This window comes from Kaistia soli DSM 19436 (assembly GCF_900129325.1).
In the GTDB taxonomy this organism is placed as follows: Bacteria; Pseudomonadota; Alphaproteobacteria; order Rhizobiales; family Kaistiaceae; genus Kaistia; species Kaistia soli.
Window position 1 is genome coordinate 96,498 of sequence record NZ_FQUP01000008.1, and the last position, 16,994, is coordinate 113,491.

13 protein-coding genes are annotated in these 16,994 nt (G+C 62.4%); 5 read left to right on the plus strand and 8 right to left on the minus strand.

What is annotated here, in order from left to right:
• The first annotated feature begins 5 nt into the window (after window positions 1-5).
• From BUB39_RS23135 to BUB39_RS23155, 5 genes are read left to right on the plus strand one after another with little or no spacing between them, the layout of a single operon-like run.
• The gene (locus tag BUB39_RS23135) at window positions 6-1,526 is read left to right on the plus strand and encodes a c-type cytochrome (protein ID WP_073058428.1); all 1,521 of its coding nucleotides are present in this window, start codon (window positions 6-8) and stop codon (window positions 1,524-1,526) included.
• Window positions 1,527-1,576: 50 nt separating this feature from the next.
• A complete protein-coding gene (locus tag BUB39_RS23140) occupies window positions 1,577-1,954 on the plus strand; it encodes a hypothetical protein (RefSeq protein WP_244540356.1) in 378 nt (125 codons plus the stop codon).
• Entirely contained in the window at window positions 1,954-3,426 is a 1,473-nt protein-coding gene (locus tag BUB39_RS23145) for a c-type cytochrome (protein WP_073058430.1), read from the plus strand. The genes BUB39_RS23140 and BUB39_RS23145 overlap by 1 nt, the downstream gene beginning before the upstream one ends.
• Before the next feature lie 21 nt (window positions 3,427-3,447).
• Window positions 3,448-6,240, plus strand: coding sequence for a c-type cytochrome (locus BUB39_RS23150; protein WP_073058431.1), 2,793 nt, complete (start codon window positions 3,448-3,450; stop codon window positions 6,238-6,240).
• Window positions 6,241-6,242: 2 nt separating this feature from the next.
• The gene (locus tag BUB39_RS23155) at window positions 6,243-8,063 is read left to right on the plus strand and encodes a GMC family oxidoreductase (RefSeq protein WP_073058432.1); all 1,821 of its coding nucleotides are present in this window, start codon (window positions 6,243-6,245) and stop codon (window positions 8,061-8,063) included.
• Window positions 8,064-8,170: 107 nt separating this feature from the next.
• Here BUB39_RS23155 and BUB39_RS23160 read toward each other — a convergent pair whose 3' ends face one another.
• From BUB39_RS23160 to BUB39_RS23200, 8 genes are all read right to left on the minus strand, one after another.
• On the minus strand, window positions 8,171-10,081 hold the full coding sequence (locus BUB39_RS23160; RefSeq protein ID WP_073058433.1) for a gluzincin family metallopeptidase: 1,911 nt from the start codon (window positions 10,079-10,081) through the stop codon (window positions 8,171-8,173).
• Complete coding sequence (locus tag BUB39_RS23165; RefSeq protein WP_073058434.1) at window positions 10,078-12,801, minus strand: caspase family protein; 2,724 nt, start codon at window positions 12,799-12,801, stop codon at window positions 10,078-10,080. The genes BUB39_RS23160 and BUB39_RS23165 overlap by 4 nt, the downstream gene beginning before the upstream one ends.
• Window positions 12,802-12,841: 40 nt before the next feature.
• A complete protein-coding gene (locus BUB39_RS23170; RefSeq protein WP_139251599.1) occupies window positions 12,842-14,002 on the minus strand; it encodes a hypothetical protein in 1,161 nt (386 codons plus the stop codon).
• A gap of 46 nt (window positions 14,003-14,048) precedes the next feature.
• Window positions 14,049-14,360 carry a transposase gene (locus BUB39_RS26035; protein ID WP_073058436.1) on the minus strand — a complete coding sequence of 104 codons (312 nt, stop codon included), beginning with the start codon at window positions 14,358-14,360 and terminating at the stop codon, window positions 14,049-14,051.
• Window positions 14,242-14,838 (minus strand): transposase, encoded by a 597-nt coding sequence (locus BUB39_RS25910; protein ID WP_073058437.1) that lies wholly within the window; start codon window positions 14,836-14,838, stop codon window positions 14,242-14,244. The genes BUB39_RS26035 and BUB39_RS25910 overlap by 119 nt, the downstream gene beginning before the upstream one ends.
• Before the next feature lie 175 nt (window positions 14,839-15,013).
• Window positions 15,014-15,451, minus strand: coding sequence for a tyrosine-type recombinase/integrase (locus tag BUB39_RS25070; RefSeq protein ID WP_425292933.1), 438 nt, complete (start codon window positions 15,449-15,451; stop codon window positions 15,014-15,016).
• A 39-nt stretch (window positions 15,452-15,490) separates the two neighbouring features.
• Complete coding sequence (locus BUB39_RS23195) at window positions 15,491-15,859, minus strand: response regulator (protein ID WP_073058439.1); 369 nt, start codon at window positions 15,857-15,859, stop codon at window positions 15,491-15,493.
• A 37-nt stretch (window positions 15,860-15,896) separates the two neighbouring features.
• Window positions 15,897-16,949, minus strand: coding sequence for a sensor histidine kinase (locus BUB39_RS23200; protein ID WP_073058440.1), 1,053 nt, complete (start codon window positions 16,947-16,949; stop codon window positions 15,897-15,899).
• Window positions 16,950-16,994: the final 45 nt, after the last annotated feature.

The window sequence follows — 16,994 nt, forward strand, 5'->3', positions numbered from 1 at the left end:
CCACAATGGCCGGAGAGCGCCTTACACCTGTCGAAACAGTTCTTGTGAAGCGGCGGCGTGTGAAATGGCTGATCCTGTTAGTGTTGATCGTTACGTTCTTCTATTATTTGATTTTCGCTAATCAATATGTCGTCGCCTTCGCCGATGGCGAGCAGCATTTCATTCATGGATCGATCGGCAGCGAGGTGACTGGGCCCCCTTATTGGGTGTTCAAGGCTTTGCCGATCATCTATGCGGACAAGCTAGGCTCAGAAGGCTATCGCCGCTTTGGCTTCCTTTACGAGACGGCGGATGACGATCTTCCCATCGGGATTTCCCGCCGAACGATAGCCGGGGTCGAACGCGTCTGGTTCAACTGCGCCACATGCCATGTCGGTACCTATCGCCTGCCAGGATCGAGCGAGCAGCACCGCATTCCCGGGGCGCCGTCAAACAATCTCCGGCTGCAGGAACTGATCAGCTTCCTGATCGAGGCCGGACAAGATCCGGGCTTCAATGCCGATACGCTGATTGCGGCTATCAACAGCGATGCGGTCGGTGGCAATCTCAACGTCTTCCAGCGACTGCTTTACCGGTATGTGATCTTTCCGCGCGTGAAGATCGCGTTCCTCGATCTCGGCACGCGCCTAGACTTTGTCGCCCGGCAGGAGCCATGGGGGCCAGGGCGGGTCGACACGTTCAATCCCTATAAGGCGATCCAGTTCAACTTTCCGATGGCCAAGGCCAATCTCGACGGTCCGGCGCTCAACGGATCGTCGGACTATCCGGCGATATGGAACCAACGCCCGCGCGAGGGCATGAACCTCCACTGGGACGGCAACAATGATTCCGTTGCCGAACGCGATCTCAGCGCGGCGCTCGGCGCCGGCGTTACGCCTCGCTCGGTCGACAGGCACTCCATCGGCAGGATAGAGGCCTGGATGAGGGATCTGCCGCCGCCGCCATTTCCAATGCCTAAGGCCATTGACCCTGTGAAGGTGGCCGAAGGGCGGGTGCTTTTCAGCCACTACTGTTCCGACTGCCATGGCCAGGCGGGCCAGGCCGGCTACGACTATGATCGCGGCCATTTTCCACGGCTCGGCCACGTCGAACGTCTCGCCGATATCGGTACAGATCCCGGACGCTGGATGTCCTACACGGAGAATTTCTCGGCGGCGCAGAACCTGCTCTATGCCGGTTACCCCTGGCGATTCCAGCGCTTTCACAAGACCGAAGGCTATGCCAATCAGCCGCTCGACGGCATCTGGGCGCGTTCGCCCTATCTGCATAACGGCTCGGTGCCGACTTTGCGCGATCTCCTGGAGCCCGTCGCCCACCGTCCAGGTGTCTGGTATCGCGGCAGCGACGAGCTCGATCTCGTCAGGGTCGGCTATCGCTCGGACGCCACTGCTCCAGGCGGGTCACTGTTCCGCTACGACACCGCGCGACCAGGCAACGCCAATACGGGTCACGAAGGTCCCCGCTACGGGACCGACTTGCCCGACACGGCCAAGGACGCCCTCGTGGAATATATGAAGACGCTATGAGCGATCCTCGATCGATCAGCAAATGGAAAGCGCGCCACGCGATCCTTGTCGTGATCGGGATCCTGCTGAATTTCGCTTTTGTCATACCACTGCTGTTCTGGCCTGAGTGGATACTCGGATTGTTCCAGATCCCCGTTACCCAGCTCATATGGCCGCGCTTCTCGGGGCTCCTGCTCGGCATCCTGTCGATCTTCTATATCCCGGCGACGATCGACATCGATCGATACCGAATCTTCGCCTGGCTTGCCGTGTTCCCCTCCCGCAGCCTCGGCGCCGTATTCTTCTTCATTGCAGTCTTTGTATTCGGGCAGCCGAACGGATTTCTCATCGGAGTACTGCTTGACGGATCGATCGGGTTTTTGACGCTCGTTTGCCTGATCCGCATCGTGCGCCTGGAACAAGACGTCGCCAATGGGAGAGGCACTTGATGCATCGCCTGCGCATTGTCCTCGCGTCGATCCTTGCAGTCATGGTGATGGTGGCGGTGGCCGCCTTCCTGCTCCTGTTGCGTCCGGTCGCACAGCCCCAAACCAACGATCTCGCGGAACTTTTCGCCCATGGCTCGATCGGCAATGAGGAAAGCCAGGGGCTGCCCTATTGGATCTGGCGCGTCCTGCCACAGATCTTCCCGGACTACCTGCCTGGCAACAAGGATGGTTACGGGACATTCGGTGTCTTCTGGCAGCGCGGCGCGGCCGTGCCGGTCGGGTTTTCAGTCAAGACGCTCGGTGTCATTCCCCGCGTCGCACCCAATTGTGCGTTCTGCCATCAGGGCAGCTATCGGCTGCATGCCGGCGACGTCAACCAAATGGTGAGTGCCGGCGCCGGCACGCGGGTCAACCCGCAAGCCTATATCCGTTTCCTCATGAATGCCGGCTCCGATCCGCGATTCAATGCCGATACGATCATGGCCGCGATCACCGGCATCTACGACATGCCGTGGTGGGAACGCACGCTCTACCGTTTCCTGCTCATTCCAGCGACCCGTTCAGCATTGGCGGACCAGAAGACACGCTTCGCCTGGATGATGGAACGACCGGATTGGGGTCCTGGCAGGATCGACCCGTTCAATCCCGTCAAATTCCAGAATCTCGGCCTGCCCGACGACAAGACGATCGGCAATTCGGACATGATGCCGCTCTGGTCGATGGGGGGCCTTTCTGAGACCAATACGCGCCGGTTCTCGCTGCATTGGGACGGGCTGCAGACCGATCTGCATGAGACGGTCATATCCGGCGCGATCGGCGACGGGATGTCATACAAGTCCTATCCGCGCACGGAGGCATCGCTCGGCCGCGTGATGGAATTCATCCGGCTGGAAAACCCGCCGCCATCGCCGTTCTCCACGCTACGGCCGCCGACTGATCCCTATCATGTCGAAGCGGCGGCGGTGGAGGCGGGACGGGGTCTCTACACGTCGCTTTGCGCGGACTGCCATGAGCCGTCCGGCGCCCGCTATCGCACTCCAATCCCGATCGTCGACCTCGGCACGGACCGGCATCGTCTGGACATGTGGACGCCGGCAGCGCTCGAGCGCTACACCGCTTACGAACCTGGATATCATTGGGGCTTCGCCAGTTTCCACAAGACCGAAGGCTATGTGGCGGTCGGCCTGCAAGGCCTCTGGCTCAGGGGACCCTATCTGCACAATGGCAGCGTGCCGACACTGCGCGCACTGCTCGATCCTCCGCCCAACCGCCCCCTCTCCTTCTATCGCGGCTACGACCTCATCGATGCCGAGAATGGCGGTTTCATCAGCGCGCCGGGCACCGACGGCGCGAAATATGGCGTGCTGTTCGACACAGCGGAGCCGGGAAACAGTAACGAAGGCCATCTCTGGGGCACCGACCTGCCACAGGGCGCGAAGGAGAACCTGCTGGCCTATCTCAAGACGCTTTGATCCCCAGGTGGGAGAACGCCGATGTCAACGATCATGCGCCGTATTGTCCGTTTCCTTGCCTGGGGAGTGGCGATCCTTGCCGGTGTCTTCGTTCTTGTCGCGATCGGCGGCATCATCCTGGTGCGATCGCTCGTCGAACCCGATTCCGGCAAGTTCGGACACGTCGAGGACGAGGCCAGGCATGTTGGGCTCGACCGCAGCTATTTTCACGCAGCCGACGATCCCTATTTCGTCGATCTCGACAAGGGGCTGCTGAAGAAGCCCGCGCCGGGCGCCGCTTATCCCCCCGAGATCATGGAAGTGGCGACGACGACCGGGCTCGCACCGGAAGCCGTTCGCCAGTCGGCCATCAAGGGACAGAATGCATGGATCGTCTGGACCGGCGGCAATGACCGCTTCTGGGATTTCGCCGCAAACACAGCCATCGGCTCCTTTGACCTCCTGAAGACGATTTCTTCGCATCCGAGCCAGGCATATGGACGGCCCAATCGCTGGCGGTACCTCGGCCTCTCCAACGAACCTTGCTTCAGCAAGGCGACGGGTCCCGACCCCAAGCATTTCGGGCTCTGGATCGATCAGCGCGACCCGAATTGCCCCGCCGATCCGTTCGGCGGCAATCCCGAAGCCGATGCTCGCTATCCCGGCGTCAGAACCGGGGCGCGCGGAACAACCTTCAAGGTCGGTACCCAAGAGGTGAGCATTCCGGTCGGATCCTACTATGGCGAACCCACTGGCGTGCTCGGTCTGCGCCTGTTCCCCAATCCGGATTTCGATGCCGAGGCGGCAAAGCATTGGGACTCCGACAAGTATTATACGGACGAAAAATACTACAACGACAAGACCCTCGTGCGCCCCTATCGCGTCGGCATGTCATGCGCCTTCTGTCATCTCGGACCCAATCCGATCAATGCACCGAAGAGCCCGGAGCACCCGCGATTTTCCGAGCTCACGTCCAATCCAGGCGCTCAGTATTTCTGGGTCGATCGCATCTTCTTCTGGAACACCCGCCCACGCGACACGCCAGACCGGCCGGCACCGAACGAGGGCAACTTCCTGTTCCAACTGTTCCACACCAACCCGCCCGGCTCGCTCGACACGTCCCTGGTCTCGACGGATTATATCAACAACCCCCGCACCATGAATGCGGTCTATGACGTCATGGCTCGGATGCGTCAGGCGCCGCTGACGGGAGCCGAGCAGCTCAAGGGCGACGAGCGCGACAACAAGCAATTCCAGGACTATCCGCAGACGGCCGCGCTCGGATCCTTCTACGACAATGGGACCGGCAAGGGCGCGTCGATGCGCGTGCTGAAGGACGGCTCCGATTCCGTTGGTGCGCTCGGCGCGCTCAATCGCGTCTATCTCAATATCGGCCTCTTCAGTGAGGAATGGCTGCTGCATTTCCGCGCCTTCCTCGGCGGCCAGAAGATTTCCCCGATCCGGATCGCCGACGCTCAGAAGAATTCCGCCTATTGGGGTGCGACAGAAGACATGACGGCGGATATGGCGATCTTCTTCCTGGTGACTGCGCGCGCCGATCGCTTGGCCGATATTCCGGAAGGAACAGCCGTCCTTGCGAAGCGCGATGCGGCGGCCGTCGATCGCGGCAAGGTGGTGTTCGCGGAAACCTGCGCGGCCTGTCATTCGAGCTCATGGAAGCAGCCCGCGCCGCCGGCTTCCTATGGCGTCGACAGTGGCATTTGCGCGGGCGGCGGCTCAGGGCCGCATTACCGCGAATGCTGGGATCGATACTGGGCCTGGACCCAGACCGAGACGTTCAAACGCGGTATGGTTGCCGAGGTCAACAAGCGCGACGCCGACGGCAAGGAAACATTCCTCGACGGTAATTTCCTGTCCACCGAGCGCCGCGTCCCGCTGGACGTGATCGGAACCAATGCGTGCAGCGCGCTCGCGACCAACGGGCTCTCAGGCGACATCTGGGACAATTTCACGTCAGACACCTACAAATCACTGCCCCCGCCGCATGAAATTGCCGTCAATCATCCGGTATCCGGCGCCGCCATGCCGCTGCGATCACTCGGAAATGGGCGTGGCTATATTCGTCCGGCATCACTCATCAGCCTCTGGTCATCGGCGCCGTACCTACTCAATAATTCCATCGGTTATGACGAAGCCTATTACGGACCAGGCTATCGTCAGAACCATCGAAGCGGACCGAGCTATGACTACGGCGCATCCTGCCCGGGTTCGGATCCGAGCAACCCAGACCTCCCCTGCATCGAGAACCGCCTGGCTCTCTACGACCGGTCGATCCGCGAGATGCTGTGGCCACAGACGCGCCGCATGGACACCATGACTGACGCACCGGTCCCCGGTTATATCTATCGGACCACTGCGCCCTCCTGTCTGAAGGTTCCAAGCGGGTTCTCGCCGAGCATCGTCAAGAATTTCGCTGGTCCGCTCAACTGGCTGTTCGGCTGGGCCGTCGCGCCGGACGGCGCGCTGCATCTCGGACCTTTCCCCAAGGGCTTCCCGATCAACGCGCTGGTGAACACAAAGCTTCTGCCGGACAATGACGAACCCAGCCTCGCGCATTACTGGCGGCTCCTCAGCGCGGCCCCGACGCTCTACAGCGCGTTCTCACAGCTCGGTGGACAATGCACCGACGCGGAACTGGCCGATCCCGGCGTGCAGGTGCATGCCGAAACCGTGATGCGCGAAACGAAGCTCGTCGATACGCTGGTTGGCCTCAGCAAATGTCCCGACTATGTCGTCAACAGGGGCCACCTGTTCGGCACCGATCTGCCGGATCCGGACAAGCAGGCCCTGATCGCCTATCTCAAGCAGTTCTGACGATGCTGGTCGAAAGGGCGTTCGACTTCATCGTGATCGGCAGCGGAGCTGGCGGGGCCGTCGTCGCCGCCCGTCTGGCCGAGCACGGAATGCGCGTGCTGGTGATCGAGGCCGGCGGCGATCCGCTGATGGAGGTCAGTGGTTCGACGGGAGCCATGTCGGTTGCGGATACCTACAAGGTTCCGGCTTTTCACGCCTTCGCGTCCGAGGCACCCGGAATATCGGAGGACTACTGGGTCCGCCACTATGCCGATCTTGAACAGCAGCGGAAGGACTGGCGCTATAGCGCCGATCATGACGGGGTGCTCTATCCGCGCGCCCGCTGCCTGGGTGGCTGCACATCGCACCATGCGATGATCGTCGTGCGTCCCATTGACAGCGATTGGAACCATATCCAGCGCTTGACCGGCGACGATAGCTGGAAGGCGTCGCGCATGCAGGCCTATTTCGAGCGGATCGAGCGCTGCCGCTATCGCTTCTTCTTCTGGCGCTGGCTTGCAGCGCTGACCGGTCTCAACCCGACGGGGCATGGCTGGCGAGGATGGATGACCACCGAACGAGCGATGCCACTGCGCTCCGTCTTCGATTGGCCGCTGATCCGCGCGCTGCTGCGCTCGGCAGGGGCAGCGGCGGATACCTATCGCGGGGTCGGGATCGATTGGCAGACGACCGCAGTCGATCCTAATGATCGGCGCTGGTGGAATCCGGGCGCAGGCGGCATCCGAGTGGCGCCGCTTTCGACGCGGCGTCACGCGCGCCATGGGCCGCGCGAGCGCCTGCTGGATGTGCGCAGGCGATTTCCGGATCGTCTGGAGATCCGCCTCGACACCAGCGTCACTCGGATCGAGATCGAGCATGGGCGCGCGACAGGCGTCCGGTGCCGGGCGAGCAACGGCGAGGACTACGCGATCCGGGCCGGACGCGAAGTAATCCTTGCGGCCGGGACTTTCGCTTCGCCGCAGCTTCTGATGCTGTCCGGCATTGGCGATCCGCAGCATCTCGCCGAGCACGGCATCGCAGAGGCGGCTGCACTGCCAGGCGTCGGCAGGAACCTGCAGGATCGTTACGAAATCGGCGTCGTCAGCCGGATGACGCGACCCTGGAAGGCACTCGCGGGATCGGCCTACACAAACCGGGATCGGAGCTACCGATGGTGGCGATGGCTGCGGATCGGAAACTACACCAGCAACGGTGTCCTGTTCTCGCTCGCGCTGAAGTCCCGCGCCAGCCTGCCGTCGCCGGACGTTCACTGCTTTTCGCTGCTCGCGGATTTCCGCGGCTACTACAAAGGCTACTCGCAGCGGATTCTCGCACGGAACTATCTGAGCTGGGTCATACTCAAGGCCTATTCGCACAACCGGGGTGGCCATGTGAGGCTGCGCAGCGCGGACCCAGCAATTCAGCCCGCCGTGCAGTTTCACTCGTTCCACGAAGGCACTGGCGACGCTGACGCGGACATCGACGCCGTGGTCGCCGGCATACGTTTCGTGCGCAAGGTCGCCGACAGCATGGACGATCTCATCGCCACCGAAGAGACGCCGGGCCGCCATATCGACAGTGACGCGGCGCTGCGTGCTCATGTGCAGGACAATGCGTGGGGCCACCATGCCTGCGGCACCTGCGCCATCGGCCCCCGCGAAAGCGGCGGGGTGATCGACAGCCGCTTCCGCGTACACGGGATCGATGGCCTGCGGGTTGTCGACGCCTCGGTGTTTCCGGTCATTCCCGGGTACTTCCTCGCCACTGCCGTCTATATGATCGGCGAAAAGGCAGCCGACGTCATTCTGGAAGACGCGCAGGCCGAAGCCGCCACCGGGCGTTGATCAACCACCAGGTCCACTCCGCGGCTCCGGAGATTGCCAGCATTCCAGCCATAGCGAGCCGATCGAGGCGTCCGCGGCCGCTTCAGCGGATGGTGATCATGCGCCTCTTAGCGATGGCGCTCATGCAAGGCGGCCCATGTTCGTCCCTCGTCGTAAGCCTCGCTCTGCTTGGCACCGAGCGCCGACTGCCTGAATTGATCGACGGCCGCGACGCGGTTAGCTCTGTCAGCCGCCTTGCGGATCACGAAGCGGATGGTTCCGGCGCTGTCCATGATCACGGTCGAGCCCCCGGTCATCTCAATTTCCCGATCGCCGCTTGCGACGCGAACCTGTTGCAGTACTTCGCAAACGAGTCCGAACCTGACCTGGCGATCGGGTCCAACGCGGCGGAGGATGCGGATCGACTCGATCGTCGGCAGGCCCGCCCTCTTGTCGCTGGACAGGCCGAACGAGGCGAGCAGATCCGGATCGGTCACGACGTCGGCGAGGGCCCCAGCCTCTCGCTCGATTTCCTCGCTTGAGGGGGATTCGCCCGGATCGGGCCGCAGTTGCAAGGCGTCAAAACTGAGGCCCGGCATCCTTGGAGGCACACGATCAGGGCCGCGCCAGAGCAGCGACTCCTCAGAAATGTCCGGCACGTCGTCGGGAAATATCTTGCGGCGGGCAAAAGCAGTGATCAGTTCGTGGCGGAAGCCATCACGGTCGTCCTCGACAAGGTCATGGTCAGCCGTGATCAAGGCCCGCAGATATTCGCCAAATCGGATGTCGATCGGCGGGCAATAGTCGATGGCCCGGATACAAAGCGCGAGGAACTGGTTGGAGGTTCGCATCGCGATCGCGGCCAGTAGTTCGACCGACGTCGGGTGAAGCGGGGCCTCCGGCCGCTTGTAGGCGGCGATAAGCGCCTTGATAGAACTCGCGCGACGTTCGAACACTTGTGAGAGTGCTTCAAGAATTGCGCTCACGAGAACGGAGCCGAGTTCGTGCGGCTCGTCGCTGAAGCCATAGACGCGGCTATCCGCAGCATCCGTGCCGAGCGCGGTCCGCAGCGGTCCGTTCGCCCCGGTGGCGCCGCCGAACTGCGCAGCGAGCGAGAAAATCGTTGGATCAGCTCCGATCTTGCCGACGCTGCGGACGATCGCATCCTTCACGTCGCCGGCATGGCCAAAATGCAGGAGAATGGCAACGATGTCGGCGAAGCCCTCGTGGAATGCGAGGACGTCGGTATTCGTAGGCTCCTGGAAGCGCGACCGCATTCCGTCCAGCACGGCGTGCGTCATTTCATGCGCGATAATATCATGCGACAGGCAGGTGAAGACCGTGCCATGCGGCAGCAAGCCAGGGCCGGGCTCGGGAACCGCCTTGAAGTAACCGAACCTCAACTCGTTGCTCTCCGGGTCATAATAGGCGTTGCGATCCTCGCCATAGTGAGGCCGGAGCTTCAAAATGCCGGTGTCCGACCCCCAAGACAGGTCGCGTCCGAGTGCACCGGTAAAAACGGCCGCGACTTCGGAACAGACGGCATAGACCATTTGCTGATGGAAGGCCGGATCGGTGGTCGACGGCCGATGCCCCTGATCGAGCAGGGCGCTCAGGCAGTCGAGATCGGCAAGATCGACCCGCTTTCCCCAAATTTCGTCGCCATCCACGACGGCAAGGAATTTGCCTGACGGGCCACTCTTCAGCGGCTCATACGGCACGGATATCACGGTGACCCCGCCAACGGCCGTCGAGGCGACCGGATCACTCAGATAAACGCGCAGCGGCCGGTAGAGGGGTTCCTCGGAGCTGCGCCTATGGCGCCCGAATTTCGCCGCGTTGAAGAGTTTGCGCCCATGCGCATAGTCCCGGCCGAGTTGCGCGACATGGCGAGCTGGAGGCGCCGCCGCCGTCGGTGCGTTGATCCGGTCCTCTTCCGATGCAAGAACCGTCGCAGCGCTTGCCGTCGTGTCGCTTTGCGTTCGCAGAGCGTCGATCGATGCGGGCAGAACGTTGTTGGCAGCGTCCCCGGGATTCATCGCAGCAACCGGGCAATCGCCATCAGGAGATCGGCGACCTGCGCGGATCGGCTGCCAGCTTGCCCATCCGCGAGGGCTTCGTCGATCTTCTGTATCGAATTGGCTTCAGCATTGTCCGGCCCGGCGGCTGGAACGCGGTCAGCCCGAGCGAACAGGAAGGGTGCTTCCCTGTCCTCGTCCCGGCAATCAAGCCTCGGATTTTGCCGCGGGCTAACGCCAAATGCCTTGAGCACGCCGTCCTGAAAGCTGCCGTTTGTGAGATCCGCGTGCTGCGCGAGAAATGGGACCGCAAACCGCGTGAAGTCGCCATGCCCCTCCGACTCCCAGGCGCTCTGGCCGTCCTGGCAGGCCGCAAAACTCACCCAGCGCATCTTCTCCCGGGTGCCGGGCGCCATATGGCCGCCGGCCAGCGCGCGACGCCGGTTGACGGCGCTGCGCGTGGCGATGAAGCGCTGTTCTATGTCGGGCGTCAGCTTCAGATAACGCTTCTTGCCATTCGGCTTCCCCGGTTCGCGCCCGACCAGAAGGCGGGTGGCCGTTCCAGAATGGCAGCTGTCCAGGAAACAGGTCAGATGCACGCCCACGGGCAAGCGCTCGAGAACGGCCCGAAGATCGTCGTCGATGATCAGTTGACCGGTCTCGAAGTCGACCGGACAGAACGCCTGATCGGGGTTCGCTTCGCCGTTGGGGCCGATCTCATCTCCATCCAGATCCGGAGCGTCCGTTCCATGGCCGGCATACTGAAAGACAAGCGTGTCTCCGGCGCGGCTGCTGTCCACCATCGTCCGCAGTCTGCCCAAGATGTTGGCGTGGGTCGCTGCGGCGTCCTGCAACTTGTCGACGGCGAAACCGAGGCTCGCCAAGGCCGACGCCCAGTCTTCGGAATCGGCCACGCAACCGTCGAGTGCGTTCTGACCCGGATAGGCATTGATGCCGATGCAGAGCGCGCGCCGAACGGGCAGGCCATCAATGCGTGGCGGCGTCGCTGCGATGGGTTGCGACAACAGTTCATCCGAGGCGAGTGGCGTCTGCGACGGCGGGGTGACCGCGGCCCGCTGCTGGTTGTCGATCGGAAATGACTGCGCCAGATCGACACTGTCGGCGATGCCGAGAACGCGGCGGGCGACGCTGTTCATGGTCGGAGCGTCGTTATCGAAGCCGCCATGCGAGGTCGAGGTGCTTGCCTCCGAACCCGTACTCACCGGGGTGACGGACCAGACGATCGAGCCCGTCGAAGAGGCTTGCCCGTCAAGCCCGAAGCGCCTGACGAGCGGCGGGCTGGCACGCAGGCTCTCCTCCAATCCGAGCACCGGCTCGCCGACTTCCGGTTCGAGCGCATTTCTGATCAGGTAGAGAAGCGACTTGCGGTAGAGGGGGGTGACCGAATCGCGAAGTTCGTAGTCTCTGCTCATCGTGAAAAGGCGCAGCGACTTGGCACGCTTCGGAATGAGCGGGTCAGCCAGGCGCAGATAGGCATCGACGGTGATCGCTGGTGCCAGGAAGGAAAGGGTTTCGAGCGCGGGCGCGTCAAGCGCATCAAGGCGGCGAAGAAGATGTGAGAGGAAGACCGACCCGGCGCTGTGCCCGACGCCGTGGAGGCGCACCCGCTCGGGGTTGGCCCGCGCGAACGCCACCAGGCGCTCGGCGATCTTCGTGCCAGCCGCATCGGGCTCGAACGCGGCCGCAGCCGAGTTCTTCATGTTGCCCCAGATTTGCGGACCGGCCAGCCGATGCGCTGCGAATTCGATCGTCGCGTCGCGGAAGCCGCTCAGTTCACTCGCAACGTCGCGGCGAATGCCAATGATCTTCGCAATGCTCTCGAAGAGGCCCGATTCCCAGACAAATTGCAGTGGATAGCAGCCATTTGCGTTCCACCACGGGATCTGGTTGGCCGCAATCCGCAGCCCGCCGGCCTCGTTGACGAGCCCGCCATGCGCATAAAGCACGATATGAAGCGGCGCTCCGTCCTCCAGCGAGGCGAGCCGGCGCGGAAGCTCCTCGCCGAAGACCCGCTCCACATCGCTCTCATCGGAATGAAAGAGACCGTCGCGCGAGAATTTGCCGCCCCAGAGATTGAACAGATGCGGGCGCAGCGCTGCCAGGGTAGCCGGGTCGATGCGCGTATCACGCGCGGCCGGCTCAAGCGCATCGATTGAACTCATGATGGTCTCCTGCGGGTTCGAAGGATTCCCGTGCGTTGACAGAGCACCAGCTTCGCCCGTCGGCGGCCGATTGGCGCCACGGCAGACGCGAACGGCAGCGGCGATGCGCGGGATCGAGCCTGCCGGCCAGGAGCCTTCCAGGCGGAGATCCGAAACCCCGAGACCAAAGCGATCCTGCACGATCGCCGTCATCCGGACCGCGGCCTCATATTGGGCGCCGGCGAGTGCGAAGGCTGAGCTCGATGTCGCAAGGCCAATCATGAAGGCGCCTGGCGGCGATGACAGTTCGTCCCCCTGCTCGAGCGTCGGCCGTATGACGCCATCCGGATCGACGGACACATGGTGATGTCGCGAACCGCCATTCCTGTGGGTCCCAATGACATCGATACACACGGTCTCGACGTGTCCGATCGGCGTCCAGTTCGCAATCAGGCGTTCGAAATCGACGACGTCGGGCTCAGAACGATGCGTCGCCAGCGTCGTCACGGCAGGGTCAAGACTGGTATCGACGTCAGGGGGCGCGGTGGCTCCCGCGGCCGGATCCGTATCACTGGCCATGGCTCTGTCCTTGCACCAGCCGACCGGTGGAGGTGCCCGGTCAATAGGTCTGTGCGTAACCCAACACGAACTTCAGCGCGCGCGTCTTGGTGGCGACCGCGCCTCCATCGCCCTGGTTAGGACCGGAAGCGACGGTGGTATTGAACTCGACGGTGCGCAGATCGCCGCTGTCGGCTCTCTGGACCAGGCCGATATGCTGGGCATGTCCGCCGCCTTCCCAGTTGTAAAAGACGAGATAGCCGGGCAAGGGCCTTTTCGACGCCGGCAGGAAGCTGCCTCGCGCCTTGGCGTCGTTCATGATGACCTGACAACCGGCGCTTGGCTTGAAGTAATGACGGCCGATATCACCGAGGACGCTGCGGAAGATCGCAAGCTCATTGTCGGGGGTGAAGGCGATATTGTTCATCTGGCAATAGGCCTTGCAGGCCGCCCAGGTCAGGCCGGCCGCGCAATAGCGTGTCGGAACGCCGTGCGCGTCAAGGAACTCGAAGCCCAGCAGCTTGAGATATTCGGTGACGCGGGCCTTGTTGCTCGAGCGGCTGACACCCGCCGCCGCTTCAGCCTCGGCCACGCCAAGCACGCCCTTGGCGAACAACGCTTCAGCCGGTGCAGGATTTGCAATGTTGACGACGCCGCGCGTGAAGCTGTCCAACCCGCGCTCGGTGGGGAGCACCGTGCGGGTATGGATGTCGTCAGGATCGCCCGCCAGATCCTCGACGTCTTCCTCCGGCTCGCCCCTCGCAACAGCGTCGGCGGGCAAGGCTCTCAGGGCGCGCTGCTGCGAGACGAGTTCGCGCATGGCGGTGTGCGAGGCGTCGATCGCTCTGGCTGCGGTTTCAGTCGCCAGCTGGGCGGAATCGGTAGCCGTCTTCGCGGCATCGGCCACCTTGCTGGCCGCCTCGCTCATCTGCGTGGTGGCTTCCGTTGCGTTGGCACGAGCGGAATTGCCGGCATTCACACCGAAGAGTATTCCTACAGCAAGACCAAGAAATGTCGTGACCGTACCCATCAGAGCAACCATATCGGTTGCAGTTATTTCTCTCGTAAGATGGGACGTTACGATGAGTAATGCGGCTATGGCCGCAACGATGCTCGCCCCAACTATAATAGCTCCCCACCTCATCCGTGAGAGCTCGACATTATTCATATCTACGGACATCGGCGTTACCCTCTTGGCATATTCAACGCTGAACACAGCCATTCTCAGAGCAGATCAACCGAAAATTCTGAGCACAATCTTCGAAAAATTAGAGAAGTAAAGTGCACCAAGCGAAAGTGTCCGATAAATTCTCACAAAATGGGTCTGAATACAAGAATAGTCCACTAGGCCGTGTGGACGAACTGATCCAGATACGGATTGTGGCGAGTTGAACGGAGCCGAGGAAGTTGGACGCGAGCTTATCGTAGCGGGTCGCGACATGGTGTTGGTGCTTGATCTTGTTAAAGAAGCACTCGATGCGGTTGCGGTTGGCATAGGTCTGCCGGCAGACGGGGGCGCTGGATTTTGCGGCTCGATTTGGTCGGGATGACAGGCTCGATGCCCCGGCCCTTGAGGTCATCGCGGATGGCGTCGCTGTCATAGCCCTTGTCGGCGAGCATCGCCACGGGATCGGGTACGTCCTCGTCCATGAGGTCGCCATAGGCTGTCATGTCCGAGGCCCGCCCGGGCGTCACGCTGAAGCCGACCGCAAGACCCTCCCCGCATTCGCTCTTGTATGAACTTTGGTCGTGAGCCCACCGCGCGAACGGCCAGTACCGTTTCTCTGAGTCCCCCCTCCTCCGGCGGCGTGCTGGTGCGCCCCGGATGATGGTGAAATCGATCATTTCCATCGTGTTGTCAGCGGCCTCGCGGTCGGCCAGGGCGCTCAATATCACGTCCCAGACGCCCGCCTCGGTCGAACGGCGATATTGTCGGTGGACCGGGTTCAACTTGCCCGGTTCGCCGGGCAGATCGCGCCAGGGAGATCCTGTGCGGGTCACCGCCGGCCCGGTGTCACGGCCGGGATCGTCCTCGGTGTGCACGTAATTCATGAACATGGTCACCGTCTTGTGGCTGTGAGCGCCATGCCGACCTTCACCGGGACACCGGAGTTTGCGATATCGGTCGCCGAGCGGTGTCGAGGATCGCGAAGAGGATGAAGGGATGCTCAAGCCCCTCCGCCTTGGCGCACGCGAAAGTAAGCGAAGAGCTTCTTCATTTTGCTGTCGGAGATCAGCCGGGTCTTTTCGCGTTCCGGGTACTTCGGGACGTGGCGGCACGGGTTCGAACCCGTCGGGGCGCATGCCCCACACCTCGGACATGTTGAACATCTTCCGCACGGCGGCGAGGACGCGGTTCGCGTTCGTCGGCGTCTTCGACATCGTCTGCATCAGGTTCGAGATGTCGGCGGGTGACGTCGGGCACCTTCAACTGGCCAAGCACCGGGATGATGTAGCGCCTGCCGTAACCGCGGTTCGACTCCACCATGGATGGCTTGTTGCGGCTCTCCGAGTAGTCGGTAATGAACCGGTCGAAGAGTTCCTTGACCGTAGGCGCCTGCCGGGCGGTGGCTCGCTCGGCGCTGGGATCGACGCCGCGGCGGACTTCGGCCAGCCAATCCTGGGCGATGCCCCGAGCTTGCCCGACGGTGATCTCACCGTAGCGGCCGATAGCGGGCTTTCGGCGGCGTGGCCAAGTCGGTCAGCACTCCTATCCAGAGAGCAGCCCGACAATTGCCTCTCTGATGGAATGCTCGAGATAGGGCTTGGGGAAAAACCGGGCGCCTTCCGGCAGATGGCTCTGGTCAAGGAGTGCCTTCCCTGACGCGACAATCAGCTTCACCGGCGGCCATCGGTCGCGAATATAGCGGGACAGCTTGAGTCCATCCATCGTCCCGGGCATGTCGACATCTGTGAATACAAGACGGATATCCGTCCGCATCTCAAGAAGCCGGATCGCTTCGTCGGCATTCCTTGCCTCGAGGGCTTCGAAGCCGGCCGATTTAACCAGCTCCACTGCACCCATACGTATGAGGGCCTCGTCTTCGACGATAAGAACGACGCCATCTCGCTTTGTCATGGGTGTCTCGGTTTGGCGAAGTTGCTCGGCAACTCCCCTAGGCAGCTCGTGGTGCAGGATGACCCACTTCAGCTAAGCCTTCGTATCCAACGCAGATCGAGGTCCCCGGTTGCGTGTCGATGATCCGGATCTTCGCGTAAAACTGACCGGAGAGAGCGTCGACAATGCCGGTTCCAAGTCCCGGCTGCGGGGCCTCGGCGCCATCCGGAATGCCGATGCCGTCATCGCTGACCGACAGCATCCAGTCCGAACTCTCAGATCGATAGTCGACGACAATCCTTCCCTTTCTGCGCCCCGGGAAAGCATGCTTGAGTGCATTGATGACCAGTTCGGTGACGATTAACCCGAGGCTCACAGACACGCGCGCATCGACGGCGCTCTCGTCGGCATGAACAGAAATCGACAGCCGCCTGGGATCACGGATCATCGAGGCGCCCAGGCTTTCGCAGAGCTGGGTTAGGTAGGGCCTCAACGCCACTTCGCCCAACGCCGATGCCGCGAGCTGTCGCTGGACGGCGGCGATCGACATGACGCGGTGGTGCGCGCTCTGGAGGTGCTCGCGCGCCTCCCCTGATTGGACCTTGCGGGCGCTTTGCATCAGCACGCTCGCGATGATCTGCAGGCTATTGGCGACGCGGTGCTGGACTTCCTGCAGCAGGATCGCCTTCTCACGGACGAGATCGTCCTTCTGCCGAGCCTCGGCGCGAGCGAGCGTGACGTCGGAAATCGCTAGCAAGAGGCGGACATGATCGGGATCCCCGTCATCGAGCTTGCGCGCATTCAGGATGAGGTGCCGCGTTTCCTGCCCCGCCCGGTTCAAGTCGAACTCGTAATTCTCCACTTCAGCGGCGCCCGATGCGGTGGCCCCGAGCAGGGAGGCGAGCTGCGGCGACGCCCATTCGCCCTCGCCAAGATCAGAGAGGCGTTTTCCCGGCAGACTGGCAAGGTCCATCTGGAAGGCTTGGCAGAAGGACGTGCTCGATGCGATCACCCGCAAAGCGGCGTCAAGGAACAGAAGCGGTTCGTTCGAAGACGCGATGACTGCGAGCGTGCTGGCCGCTTCAATATGGTCTGGAATGGAGTGTGACATGCTTAGGCCCTCAGGGGCCGGAGGCTCGCGAAGCGAAGCCATAGC

Coding starts and splice junctions, on each gene's coding strand:
- BUB39_RS23135 (WP_073058428.1), top strand. CDS start 6: ATGGCCGGAGAGCGCCTTACACCTGTCGAAACAGTTCTTGTGAAGCGG.
- BUB39_RS23145 (WP_073058430.1), top strand. CDS start 1,954: ATGCATCGCCTGCGCATTGTCCTCGCGTCGATCCTTGCAGTCATGGTG.
- BUB39_RS23150 (WP_073058431.1), top strand. CDS start 3,448: ATGTCAACGATCATGCGCCGTATTGTCCGTTTCCTTGCCTGGGGAGTG.
- BUB39_RS23155 (WP_073058432.1), top strand. CDS start 6,243: ATGCTGGTCGAAAGGGCGTTCGACTTCATCGTGATCGGCAGCGGAGCT.
- BUB39_RS23160 (WP_073058433.1), bottom strand. CDS start 10,081: ATGAATCCCGGGGACGCTGCCAACAACGTTCTGCCCGCATCGATCGAC.
- BUB39_RS23165 (WP_073058434.1), bottom strand. CDS start 12,801: ATGGCCAGTGATACGGATCCGGCCGCGGGAGCCACCGCGCCCCCTGAC.
- BUB39_RS23170 (WP_139251599.1), bottom strand. CDS start 14,002: ATGGCTGTGTTCAGCGTTGAATATGCCAAGAGGGTAACGCCGATGTCC.
- BUB39_RS26035 (WP_073058436.1), bottom strand. CDS start 14,360: ATGACCTCAAGGGCCGGGGCATCGAGCCTGTCATCCCGACCAAATCGA.
- BUB39_RS25910 (WP_073058437.1), bottom strand. CDS start 14,838: ATGTTCATGAATTACGTGCACACCGAGGACGATCCCGGCCGTGACACC.
- BUB39_RS23195 (WP_073058439.1), bottom strand. CDS start 15,859: ATGACAAAGCGAGATGGCGTCGTTCTTATCGTCGAAGACGAGGCCCTC.
- BUB39_RS23200 (WP_073058440.1), bottom strand. CDS start 16,949: ATGTCACACTCCATTCCAGACCATATTGAAGCGGCCAGCACGCTCGCA.